Source organism: Polaribacter sp. Hel1_33_78 (assembly GCF_900106075.1).
Taxonomy (GTDB): Bacteria; Bacteroidota; Bacteroidia; order Flavobacteriales; family Flavobacteriaceae; genus Polaribacter.
Genome location: NZ_LT629794.1, coordinates 559,430 through 571,036, shown reverse-complemented (window position 1 = coordinate 571,036; position 11,607 = coordinate 559,430). Strand labels below are relative to the sequence as shown.

Below are 11,607 nucleotides of genomic sequence, written 5' to 3'. Positions count from 1 at the left end.
TCACTTAAGATTTATTTGCTAATTGCCCGCAAGCAGCATCAATATCTTTACCTCTACTTCTTCTTACATTTATTGTAATATCGTGCATTTCTAAATTAGAAATATAATTATTTATGGCAGATGAACTTGCTTGTTGAAACTCCCCATCATCAATAGGGTTGTATTCTATTAAATTAACCTTACACGGCACCGCTTTGCAAAATTCAACTAACGCCTTTATATCTTCCTTTCTATCGTTAATTCCGTCCCAAACAATATACTCATAGGTAATTGCACGGTTTGTCTTTTCGTACCAATATTCTAAAGATTCTCGTAAATCTTTTAACGGAAAAGTTGCATTAAACGGCATTATTGATGTTCTAACTTCATCAATAGCCGAATGTAAAGAAACAGCTAAATTAAATTTAACCTCTTCATCTGCCATCTTTTTTATCATTTTTGGCACGCCAGAAGTAGAAACTGTTATTCTTTTTGACGACATACCCAGACCTTCAGGAGATGTAATCATTTCTATAGATTTTAAAACATTTTTATAGTTCATCAGCGGTTCTCCCATTCCCATAAAAACAATATTTGTTAGTTTGTGATTAAAATATAATCTACTTTGCCTGTCTATAACAACAACTTGATCATAAATTTCATCGGGATTTAAATTACGCATTCTTTTTAAACGGGAAGTTGCACAGAATTTGCAATCTAAACTACAACCAACTTGACTAGAAACACAAGCTGTTGTTCTTTTTTCTGTAGGTATTAAAACAGATTCAACAATTAAACCATCGTGCAATCTAATACCGTTTTTAATAGTTCCATCGTTACTTTTTTGCATAGAATCAACCTTAATATGATTGATAACAAAGTTTGATTCTAATATTTCTCTGGTTTGTTTAGAAATATTGGTCATGGCTTCAAAAGTATGCAAAGACTTGCTCCAAAGCCATTCATAAACTTGATTTCCACGAAAAGCTTTATCGCCATTTTCTACAAAAAAATCACGTAATTGTTCTTTGGTTAAGGCTCTTATGTCTTTCTTTTTTACTTCCATATTGTGCAAAAATACAAAACCTCACAAGAAACTTGTGAGGTTTTAAGTTTTCAATAAAAAAATTGAATTATATTATTAACATCGCATCTCCGTATGTAGAGAATTTATACTGCTCTTTGATTGCTACTTTATACGCTTCCATTAAAAAATCATACCCAGCAAAAGCAGCTGCCTGCATCATTAAGGTAGATTTAGGCGCATGGAAATTTGTGATCATACTATTAGCAATACTAAAGTCAAAAGGAGGAAAAATAAACTTATTTGTCCAACCTTCAAAAGCATTTAATTCCTGTTTAGATGAAACTGAAGATTCTACAGTTCTCATTACTGTTGTACCCACTGCACAAATTCTTCTTTTTGCTTTTTTGGCTTTATTAATTTTATCTGCAGTAGCAGCAGAAATCACAATTTGTTCAGAATCCATTTTGTGCTTAGATAAATCTTCTACTTCTACAGGACTAAAAGTTCCTAATCCAACGTGCAACGTCATCTCTGAAAAATCAACTCCTTTAATTTCTAAACGTTTTAGTAAGTGCTTAGAAAAATGCAAACCTGCTGATGGAGCTGCAACTGCACCTTCATGCTTTGCATATATAGTTTGGTAACGTTCTTCATCTGAAGCTTCTACTTCTCTATTAATTGCTTTTGGCAAAGGAGTTTCTCCTAATTCCAATAATTTTTCTCTAAAAGCTTCGTAACTCCCATCATACAAAAAGCGTAAAGTTCTTCCCCTAGAAGTTGTATTATCTATAACTTCTGCAACCAAACTATCGTCTTCTCCAAAAAATAATTTATTTCCAATTCTAATTTTTCTTGCAGGATCCACTAAAACATCCCAAAGTCTATTCTCAGCATTTAGTTCTCGTAATAAGAAAACTTCGATTCTAGCACCTGTTTTTTCTTTATTTCCGAACATTCTCGCAGGAAAAACCTTGGTATTGTTTAACATCATAACATCACCTTCCTCAAAGTAATTTATAACATCTTTAAACGTTTTATGTTCTATGGTTTGCTCTTTTCTATTTAAAACCATTAAACGAGATTCATCTCTATGTTCCGCAGGATAAATTGCTAACAATTCTTCTGGCAATTCAAATTCAAAGTGTGATAATTTCATATGTCTATTTTGCTGTAAAGGAGGCAAATATACGACATCGAAATAGGCGTTGTCAAGTGTTTGACCGTTTATATTTAAAGTTCGTTAATTACAATGCCTATTTGCTGCATGTCCTCCCAAAATTTTTGATATGATTTTGTGACAACTTCAGCATTTAATATTTTAATTGGAACTAACAAAGCTAAGGGTGCAAACGCCATTGCCATTCTATGATCATTGTACGTTTTTATGGCAATATTCTTCTTGATTTCTGATGATTTCTCTAAATGTAAACTTTTATCTGTCACAGAAATTAAAGCACCTAATTTAGATAATTCATCGTGTAAAGCTTCTAATCTATCTGTTTCCTTAATTTTTAAGGTATGTAAACCCGATAAATTACACGCAATTTTTTCAGCAAAACAAGTAACTGCAATCGTTTGTGCAATATCCGGAGCATTTTTTAAATCAATCTCTAAGATCTCCTTATTACTTACTTTTGTCTTTTTTAAAATGATACTATGTTCACCAAAAACAGTTTCTACTCCAAAATGTTGGTAAATTTCTGCCAAACAAGAATCTCCTTGTAAACTTTCTTTTTTATACGCTGATAAAGTAATTTCTGAACCAATTTTCGACAAGGCGACTATTGAATAAAAATAACTCGCAGAAGACCAATCTGATTCGACAACAATGGTTTGTTTTTGGATTTCTGTCTTTGGAAAAACCTTGATGAAATTACCTTCAAATTTGTTTTCAATTCCAAGTTGGGTCAGCAAACTTAAAGTCATTTTAATATAAGGAACAGAGGTAATTTTCCCAATCAATTCAATTTCTAAACCATTCTCTAATTTTGAAGCGATTAATAGCAGTGAAGAAATATACTGACTGCTTACATTTCCATTTATTTGAACTTTATCTTTTGTTATTTTTGTTCCTTTAATTCTTATCGGTGGATACCCAACTTTCTCCAAATACTCAATACTTGCTCCCAAATTATTTAATGCATTTACTAAAATTTCGATCGGTCTGTTTTGCATTCTTTGAGAACCAGTTAAAACAGTATCTCTGCCATCGTTAACCGCAAAATACGATGTTAAAAAACGCATTGCAGTTCCTGCATGACCAATATCTACCCTCCCATCTTCGGTAGAAAGTGCATGTTGCATGTGCACGGAATCATCAGAATCTGATAAATTTTGAATTAAAATTTCTGGAAATAATTTTTGTAGAATTAAGAGTCTATTAGATTCACTTTTAGAACCAGAAATGGTATTTTTCTCTTTTATCTTTTTATTCTCTAGATGATTTAACAGTATATCCATTCCAAAAATGATTTTAATTCTTATTTTTAACATTCAAACTTACAACTACCATCATGAAAAAAATCTATTTTCTAGTAATTTGCTTGTTTATATCAGCAAATGTCAAAGTTAATGCACAAAAAAAATCTAACAAAGTTTCTGACGAATATTTTAGCGCCGTAAAATGGCGAAATATTGGACCTTTTAGAGGAGGTAGAAGTGCCGCAGTTACAGGTGTTTCTGGCAAAGCAAATCTTTTTTATATGGGTTCTACTGGAGGTGGCGTATGGAAAACTACAGATGCCGGTAACACATGGCAAAATATTTCTGACGGATTTTTCGGTGGTTCTGTTGGCGCAATTGCTGTTTCAGAATCTGATAATAATGTGATGTATGCCGGAATGGGAGAAAAAACAGTTCGTGGAAATGTTTCTTCTGGCGATGGAATTTGGAAAACCGAAAATGCTGGAAAAACATGGAAGCATGTGGGCTTAAAAAACTCAAGACACATTCCTAGAATGAGAATTCACCCTAAAAATGCTGATATTGTTTTTGCAGGCGTTATGGGCGATTTATATAAACCAACCCAAGAAAGAGGTGTTTATAAATCTGTTGATGGTGGCGAAAACTGGAAACGCGTATTATTTTCTGATGAAAATTCTGGGGTTGTTGATTTAATCATTGACCCAAATAATGCAAGAATTTTATATGCAACAACTTGGGATGTTCGAAGAACTCCTTACAGTTTGTCTTCTGGCGGAAAAGGTTCTGCTTTATGGAAAAGTGTAGATCAAGGTGAAACTTGGACTAACATTTCAACAAATAAAGGGTTACCATCTGGAATTTGGGGAATTGCTGGAGTTACAGTTTCACCAATAAACTCTGATATTGTTTGGGCTTTAATTGAGAATGAAAAAGGTGGAATTTATAAATCTACGGATGCAGGAAAGACTTTTAAACTCATAAACTCTGAACGTAAATTGCGTCAAAGAGCTTGGTATTATACCCGTATTTATGCAGATACACAAGATGAAAATATTTTGTATGTATTAAATGTTCGTTACCATAAATCAACAGATGGTGGGAAAACTTACAAAACGTATAATGCACCGCATGGAGATCATCATGATTTATGGATTGCACCCGAAGACAACCAAAGAATGATTATTGGCGATGACGGTGGTGCTCAAATTTCTTTTGATGCTGGCGATAACTGGAGCACGTATATGAATCAGCCTACTTCGCAATTTTATAGAGTTACCACAGACAATCATTTTCCATATCGAATTTTGGCAGCGCAACAAGATAATTCTACAGTAAGAATTTCACATAGAACTTCAGGAAGATTTATAACCGAATCTGATTGGACCTCAACTGCTGGTGGAGAAAGTGCACATATTGCCGTAGACCCCTTAAATGATGATATTGTTTATGGAGGAAGTTATGGTGGTTTATTAACTAGAAAAAATCATAAAACAAATGAAACTCGCGCTGTAAATGTCTGGCCAGATGACCCAATGGGTCATGGTGCTGAAGATTTTAAATATCGTTTTCAATGGAACTTTCCAATTTTCTTTTCACCCAACAATGAAAAAAAATTATATGCTGCTTCTAATCATTTACATGTTACAGAAAATGAAGGGCAATCTTGGAAAATCATTAGTCCTGATTTAACTAGAAATGATCCTAAAACTTTGAAATCTTCCGGCGGACCAATTACACAAGATAATACAGGTGTAGAATATTATGGAACTATTTTCGCAGCGATAGAATCTACTTTTGAACCTGGTTTAATTTGGACAGGTTCTGACGATGGTTTAGTGCATATTTCTAAAAATAATGGTGAAACTTGGAACAATGTAACTCCTAAAAAGATGCCAGAATGGATGATGATCAATTGTATTGAGATTGATCCGTTTACAAAAGGTGGCGCTTATATCGTAGGTACCAAATATAAATCTGGAGATTACAAGCCTTACATCTACAAAACAGAAAATTATGGAAAATCTTGGGAATTAATTGTGGAGGGAATTTCTGATGAAGATTTTACAAGAGCTCTAAGAGCAGATCCAAAAAGAAAAGGGTTGTTATATGCCGGAACAGAAAGAGGAATGTATATTTCTTTTGATGATGGTAAAAACTGGCAATCTTTCAAACAAAATCTACCTATTGTTCCCATTACTGATTTAACGATTAAAGACGATAATTTAATTGCTGCAACCCAAGGGCGTTCTCTTTGGATTATTGACGATTTAACGCCTTTACATCAATTAAACGAATCTACCTTAAAGAAAGAGATCGTTTTATACAAACCTAAAAATGCTTATAATTTATCTGGCGGAAATGGACGAACTTCTAGAACTGCTGGTACAAATCATTCAGGTGGCGTTTCTGTAAATTATTATATTAAAAAAGTGGCTGAAAAAGATGTGGTTTCAATTTCCTTTTTTGACTCAAATGAACATCTTATTAAAAAATATACGACTAAACCGGATAAAGAAAAAAAGGAGGAAAAACTAAAAGTAGCCGATGGAAACAATATTTTTAATTGGAACATGATGCATTCTGGAGCAGAATCTGTAAAAGGCATGATATTATGGTGGGCTTCTTTAAGTGGACCAATGGCCTTACCAGGCAACTATAAAGTGGAGTTGGCGGTCAATGACACAAAACAAACACAACGTTTTAATATCATAAGAAACCCAGCTTCTGAAGCTACAGAAAGAGATATGAAAACTCAGTTTGATTTTATAAATGAGATCAATACAAAAATGACAGAGATTCATAAAGCTTTAAAAAATGTACAAAAAGTAAGAGGTCAAGTTGGTCTTTTAAAGAAGTCCATCAAAGATAAAGAAACGCACAAAGCGTTATTAGAATACGCAGATACACTCGTAAAAGATATGACAACAATTGAGGAAACCTTGTATCAAACAAAATCTAAAAGTGGTCAGGATCCATTAAATTTTCCTATTAGATTGAATAATAAATTAGCGCATCTAAATTCGTTGACAAGAATTGGAAACTACGCTCCTACGCAACAAGCATTTGATTTTAAAAATGATATTGTAAAGGATATAGATATTGAATTGAAAAAATTGTATTCGTTATTTGATGCTAGAGTAAAAGAATTGAATCAGAAAGTAAAAGAAAGTAATATCGATTTAATTCAGTTGGATTAATTTCCATAAAACAGTATGTAAAAAAAGCGACTTAAGAGTCGCTTTTTTTTTATTTCATGTTCTTATTGGTAATATATAGCCCATAAAAAACGGTAATAAATATTTTTATGCCCCAAAAGTTCTTCCATTTTCCATCATTAAAATTTGTTTCTGCCACTGCGGTAAAATCACCAGCAAAAATTTCTCTCCAACTATTCATAAATAATGAAAATAAAGTAACTATGATAAAAAAGGGAACGACAACTCTAACAAAGTTAGACCAAAAAACTGGATTTTTAATTTTCTCTATAAAACTCATTATTTTAATTTTTTATTATTGTGATGACGATCGTGATCGCGTTTTGTTTTAACATCTAATTTCTTTTCAAAAGCATCTTGTAAATCAATGCCTGTTTGGTTTGCCAAACACAAAACTACAAATAGTACATCCGCTAACTCTTCCCCTAAATCTTTATTTTTATCAGATTCTTTTTCACTTTGCTCTCCATAACGTCTTGCGATAATTCTAGCAACTTCACCAACTTCTTCGGTTAACTGCGCCATGTTTGTAAGCTCATTAAAGTAACGAACTCCATGATTCTTAATCCAATCGTCTACTTGTTGCTGTGCGTTTTCTATGTTCATATTTCATTTATTAAAAAATCAAAGATAAAGTTTCGTATGCAATCTGTTTATCAAAAATTCATTACCACACCAAAAGTTTGTGGTGTAACTTTTAAATCCCAAACTACTTTTTGTTCTTTTTTATAGGGTTGTATTTTTGATCGTACTTATTATCCAAAAATCTATCAACAGCTTCAACGATAAAAATACTTAACGCAGTAGAAAAGGCAACATCAGAAAACCAATGAAAACGATCAATAATTCTGCTTAATCCAGGTATAGAACCTATTGTATATAGACCCGCTTTTACCCATGGACTTTTAAATTGTTTCGCAATTGCATACGCATTTGTAAAGCCAAGCATTACATGACCAGAAGGAAAAGAGTCGTAATCATAAACTCTATCGAAATGCAAAGGATCAAAAACATCTTTACCAACGTTAGCTTTAGGTCTTGCTCTACCAATAATTCTTTTTGTTATTTGTTGCATCAACCCAGCCGCAGAAGCTGAGGAGATTAACAAAACTCCAGTTCTTCTTAATTTTGGATTTTCAGTAAACAAACCTGCTAAATAGACTGCTCCTGTTAACATGAAGTTATTATTTGGACTCCCAACATCGTTTCCATAGTTTACCAACCAACGTGGCACATCACCTCTCCAACCATCTGCCCATCTATCAACATTATCATCTATAAAATATAGTGAAGTTGTACCCGCAGCAATATATCCAAAATGAGTAAATTGTTTCTTTTTCCAGTATAAAGGTCTGCTGTAAGCATACCCCATTCCGCCAGCCATATTCCCTAAATCATAGGTAAAATTTTGCCATAAATTTTTATTTGTATTTAAATTTAGAGAAATTTTTTGAGTTTGGCTAAACGTTTTCCCAAAACAACTTAACAAAAAAAGTAATAATAATATTTTTTTCATAATTAGAAATAATATATAGTAAAGATAAAGTTTATTGACTTCATTCTCTGATTCTAATATTAGAAGTTAATTTAAAAAAAGGAAACCAATTACGTTACAAATCGGTCAAAAGATTAACCCAAAAACTCAGCAACTTCTCTATAAAAATCTTTCGGATTCTCGGCATGCAACCAATGACCAGCATTTGTAATTTTTATAATTTTTGAGTTCGGAAAATGAGCTTCTATAATAGGCCTTTCATTTTCAGTAATATAATCAGATTTTTCTCCTTTTAAAAATAATGTATCCTTTTCAAAAACAGCAAAAGAAGGCAAAGCTTCACCAATTTCTGGATTGTTTTCTGTTAAAGATTGTAGATTGAATCTATATCCTAATTGTCCTTTTTCTTTCCAATAAATATTCTTCATCAAAAACTGTCTAACTCCAAAATCAGGAATATATTTTGATAATTTTTCATCGACCAAATTTCTAGAATTTTGTAAAGAAAAATCAATCGAATTTAGACCTGCTAAAATTGCATTATGATGAGGTTTATAGTTTCTTGGAGAAATATCTACAATTACCAATTTATTCAATAACTCTGGATATGTAACAGCAAACAGCATCGCCGTTTTACCCCCCATAGAATGACCAATTAAATTAACTTTTTCTAATTGATGATGCAGTATATAGTTGTGTAAATCATCCACTAATAATTCATAAGAAAATTCATCTGCATGAAAACTTCGTCCATGATTTCTCTGATCTATTAGATGAACTTGATACTTTTTAGCAAATTGATTTCCTAATGACTTCCAATTATCACCCATTCCAAAATAACCATGTAAAATTAGTAATGGCTCCCCTTCTCCTTTTATCGTTGCGTGAAGTATTGGATTTTTAGACATTTAAATTTCTGATTTTTTTAGAGTACTCATTCGCTTCAAAAGCTAGATTAGAAATAATCAATTTTAAGGGTCTTACTTTGTGCTTTGCAACCTATGCAAATACATGCTCACCACATTTTCTAAACCTAAATACAAACTTTCGGTAATAAGTGCATGCCCAATAGAAACTTCAGCTAAATGAGGAATGTTCTCTTTAAAAAATTGGATGTTTTCTAAACTTAAATCATGACCAGCATTAATTCCTAATCCTAATTTATGTGCTAAGATTGCAGCTTCTGTATATGGTTTTATAGCTCTTTTATTTCCTAAATCAAATTGAGTTGCAAATTCTTCAGTATACAATTCTATTCTATCTGTACCTGTTTTTGCAGCAGCTTCAATCAACTTTAAATCAGTATCAATAAAAATTGAAGTTCTAATGCCATTTTTTTTAAATTCCGAAATAACTTCTTTTAAAAAGGATTGATGTTTAATGGTGTCCCATCCTGCATTTGATGTGATTGCATTTAATTCATCTGGCACGAGAGTAACTTGCGTTGGTTTTACTTCTAAAACCAAATCCATAAAAGATGTAATAGGGTTTCCTTCTATATTGTATTCTGTGGTAACAATAGTTTTTAAATCCCTTGCATCTTGATACCTTATATGTCTTTCATCTGGTCTTGGATGAATGGTAATCCCTTCTGCCCCAAAGGCTTCAATATCAGCAGCAACTTTCAATAAATTAGGCACATTACCACCTCGAGAATTACGTAAAGTTGCAATTTTATTAATATTTACGCTTAACTTTGTCATTATATAAAATTAGGTTGCAAATGTAACTCATTAAATCATTTTATCCTATATTCGTAAAGAATGAACATGAATGATTACATATTAAAAGATATTAAGCCACTTCGCTTACAAGACAATGTAAAAAGTGCGCAAAAGCTATTCAAAAACTATCCAATAACACATTTTCCATTAGTAGAAAAAGGCAGATTATTAGGCTCTTTTTCAGAAGACGACATGCACACTATTGAAAATAAAGAGGCTGTTTTAGAGCGCTATACTCATTTAGTGAATTATTTTTTTTCTGATGAAAAAGCAACAGTCTTAGAGTTGTTAAAAACTTTCTCTGAGAATGACACAAACATAATTCCTGTTGTAAATACTGATAAACATTACATAGGTTATTATGACTTACGCGACGTTTTAGATGCTTTTTCCACGAGTCCTTTTATGCTTGAAGAAAGTGAAACCGTAATCGTAGAAAAATTAGAAAATGACTATTCTATGAGTGAGGCAAGTCAAATTGCAGAAGCCAATGGGGGCAAATTATTAGGAATTTATATTTCTGAAAAACACAATAATTTTGTGCAAGTTACCCTAAAGATCATCACAGAGGATATAAATGAAATTATGCAAGCTTTCAGAAGGTATAATTATAAAATTATCTCTTCACATCAAAATGACAAGTATTTAGAGGACTTAAAATATAGATTAGAATATTTACAAAAATACCTAGAAGCGTAAACATAAAAGATGGCTTTATTGAAGCAAATTTTTTGTATTTTTTCTAAGATAATGAATTAAACAAATGAAGAAAGTAGCAATTTACGGTCAGTCTTATTCAATTTCTGCCGAAAAAGAAATTCAAGTTTTATTGAGTGTCCTGCAAGAAAATAATATTGTCTGTTTTATAGAAAGTGAATTTTACGATTTATTAAAGGATGGAAATATTTTAGAAAAAAAATATCCAACCTTTTCTCATTTTTCTGACTTAAATACTTCTTTTGACACTCTATTTACTTTAGGTGGAGATGGTACAATTTTAAGAGCAGTTAATTATATTAGAGATTTAGGAATTCCTATTTTAGGTATTAATACAGGTAGATTAGGTTTCTTGGCAACAATTAACAAAAAAAACATAAAAGAAAGCATAGAACTTATTTTAAAAGGTGAATTTACAATTCAAGAGCGAACTTTACTTTCTATAAAAACGCTGCCAAAGTTAGAAGAGTTTTCAGAGTTAAACTTTGCCTTAAACGAAGTTACCATCGCCCGAAAAAACACTACTTCTATGATTGGTGTAAGAACTAGTTTGAATAAGGAATATTTAACCAATTATTGGGCTGATGGCTTGATAATTGCAACTCCTACAGGCTCTACAGGGTACTCTCTAAGTTGCAATGGCCCCGTAATTTCACCAGACTCTAAAAGTCTTGTAATAACACCTATTGCACCCCATAATTTAAGCGCAAGATCAATGGTTATTTCTGATGAAACGATCATACAACTAACCATAGATTCTAGAGAAAAAGACTTTTTAATTTCTTTAGATTCTAGAATTTCTTCTGTACCTAAAAACACGAAAGTTTTTATACAAAAAGCGGCATTTAAAATTAAAAGTATCACCCCAAATAATCAATCTTTTTTGCAAACTTTACGAAGTAAATTATTGTGGGGAGAAGATACCAGGAACGAAACCAACCTTTAACGTACTTATGACAATAAATGATAGAAATAGTAGTTATTCAAAAAAGACTACATATTAACTTTATAAAGCAAATTGAAATA

At 32.0% G+C, this 11,607-nt stretch carries 11 protein-coding genes; 3 read left to right on the top strand and 8 right to left on the bottom strand.

Annotated elements, in window-relative coordinates:
* Window positions 1-4: 4 nt before the first annotated feature.
* The 3 genes from rlmN to BLT88_RS02515 form a co-directional block, all read right to left on the bottom strand.
* Window positions 5-1,045, bottom strand: coding sequence for a 23S rRNA (adenine(2503)-C(2))-methyltransferase RlmN (gene rlmN / locus BLT88_RS02525; protein ID WP_091952804.1), 1,041 nt, complete (start codon window positions 1,043-1,045; stop codon window positions 5-7).
* A gap of 67 nt (window positions 1,046-1,112) precedes the next feature.
* Window positions 1,113-2,162, bottom strand: a complete 1,050-nt coding sequence (gene queA / locus BLT88_RS02520; RefSeq protein ID WP_036783950.1) for a tRNA preQ1(34) S-adenosylmethionine ribosyltransferase-isomerase QueA — start codon at window positions 2,160-2,162, stop codon at window positions 1,113-1,115.
* Window positions 2,163-2,236: 74 nt separating this feature from the next.
* Entirely contained in the window at window positions 2,237-3,466 is a 1,230-nt protein-coding gene (locus BLT88_RS02515; RefSeq protein WP_091955624.1) for a 3-phosphoshikimate 1-carboxyvinyltransferase, read from the bottom strand.
* A 53-nt stretch (window positions 3,467-3,519) separates the two neighbouring features.
* Here BLT88_RS02515 and BLT88_RS02510 point away from each other — a divergent pair, with 53 nt between their 5' ends.
* The gene (locus BLT88_RS02510) at window positions 3,520-6,627 is read left to right on the top strand and encodes a glycosyl hydrolase (RefSeq protein ID WP_091952803.1); all 3,108 of its coding nucleotides are present in this window, start codon (window positions 3,520-3,522) and stop codon (window positions 6,625-6,627) included.
* 49 nt (window positions 6,628-6,676) lie between these two features.
* Here BLT88_RS02510 and BLT88_RS02505 read toward each other — a convergent pair whose 3' ends face one another.
* From BLT88_RS02505 to BLT88_RS02485, 5 genes are all read right to left on the bottom strand, one after another.
* Window positions 6,677-6,925 carry a hypothetical protein gene (locus BLT88_RS02505; protein WP_036783954.1) on the bottom strand — a complete coding sequence of 83 codons (249 nt, stop codon included), beginning with the start codon at window positions 6,923-6,925 and terminating at the stop codon, window positions 6,677-6,679.
* Entirely contained in the window at window positions 6,925-7,251 is a 327-nt protein-coding gene (locus BLT88_RS02500; protein WP_036783956.1) for a nucleotide pyrophosphohydrolase, read from the bottom strand. The genes BLT88_RS02505 and BLT88_RS02500 overlap by 1 nt, the downstream gene beginning before the upstream one ends.
* Window positions 7,252-7,354: 103 nt before the next feature.
* The gene (locus BLT88_RS02495) at window positions 7,355-8,161 is read right to left on the bottom strand and encodes a phosphatase PAP2 family protein (protein WP_231960063.1); all 807 of its coding nucleotides are present in this window, start codon (window positions 8,159-8,161) and stop codon (window positions 7,355-7,357) included.
* A gap of 113 nt (window positions 8,162-8,274) precedes the next feature.
* Complete coding sequence (locus tag BLT88_RS02490) at window positions 8,275-9,048, bottom strand: alpha/beta fold hydrolase (RefSeq protein ID WP_091952802.1); 774 nt, start codon at window positions 9,046-9,048, stop codon at window positions 8,275-8,277.
* Between the two features lie 72 nt (window positions 9,049-9,120).
* On the bottom strand, window positions 9,121-9,843 hold the full coding sequence (locus BLT88_RS02485) for a pyridoxine 5'-phosphate synthase (protein WP_091952800.1): 723 nt from the start codon (window positions 9,841-9,843) through the stop codon (window positions 9,121-9,123).
* A 66-nt stretch (window positions 9,844-9,909) separates the two neighbouring features.
* Between BLT88_RS02485 and BLT88_RS02480 the strand changes: the two genes are divergently transcribed.
* Complete coding sequence (locus BLT88_RS02480; protein ID WP_231960062.1) at window positions 9,910-10,563, top strand: CBS domain-containing protein; 654 nt, start codon at window positions 9,910-9,912, stop codon at window positions 10,561-10,563.
* A 64-nt stretch (window positions 10,564-10,627) separates the two neighbouring features.
* On the top strand, window positions 10,628-11,527 hold the full coding sequence (locus BLT88_RS02475) for an NAD kinase (RefSeq protein WP_091952796.1): 900 nt from the start codon (window positions 10,628-10,630) through the stop codon (window positions 11,525-11,527).
* Window positions 11,528-11,607: the final 80 nt, after the last annotated feature.

Bases quoted from the DNA above. Each gene is read 5' to 3' on its own strand.
- BLT88_RS02495 (WP_231960063.1), bottom strand. From the start codon at position 8,161: ATGAAAAAAATATTATTATTACTTTTTTTGTTAAGTTGTTTTGGGAAA.
- BLT88_RS02480 (WP_231960062.1), top strand. From the start codon at position 9,910: ATGAATGATTACATATTAAAAGATATTAAGCCACTTCGCTTACAAGAC.
- BLT88_RS02505 (WP_036783954.1), bottom strand. From the start codon at position 6,925: ATGAGTTTTATAGAGAAAATTAAAAATCCAGTTTTTTGGTCTAACTTT.
- BLT88_RS02515 (WP_091955624.1), bottom strand. From the start codon at position 3,466: ATGGATATACTGTTAAATCATCTAGAGAATAAAAAGATAAAAGAGAAA.
- rlmN (WP_091952804.1), bottom strand. From the start codon at position 1,045: ATGGAAGTAAAAAAGAAAGACATAAGAGCCTTAACCAAAGAACAATTA.
- BLT88_RS02485 (WP_091952800.1), bottom strand. From the start codon at position 9,843: ATGACAAAGTTAAGCGTAAATATTAATAAAATTGCAACTTTACGTAAT.
- BLT88_RS02510 (WP_091952803.1), top strand. From the start codon at position 3,520: ATGAAAAAAATCTATTTTCTAGTAATTTGCTTGTTTATATCAGCAAAT.
- BLT88_RS02475 (WP_091952796.1), top strand. From the start codon at position 10,628: ATGAAGAAAGTAGCAATTTACGGTCAGTCTTATTCAATTTCTGCCGAA.
- queA (WP_036783950.1), bottom strand. From the start codon at position 2,162: ATGAAATTATCACACTTTGAATTTGAATTGCCAGAAGAATTGTTAGCA.
- BLT88_RS02490 (WP_091952802.1), bottom strand. From the start codon at position 9,048: ATGTCTAAAAATCCAATACTTCACGCAACGATAAAAGGAGAAGGGGAG.
- BLT88_RS02500 (WP_036783956.1), bottom strand. From the start codon at position 7,251: ATGAACATAGAAAACGCACAGCAACAAGTAGACGATTGGATTAAGAAT.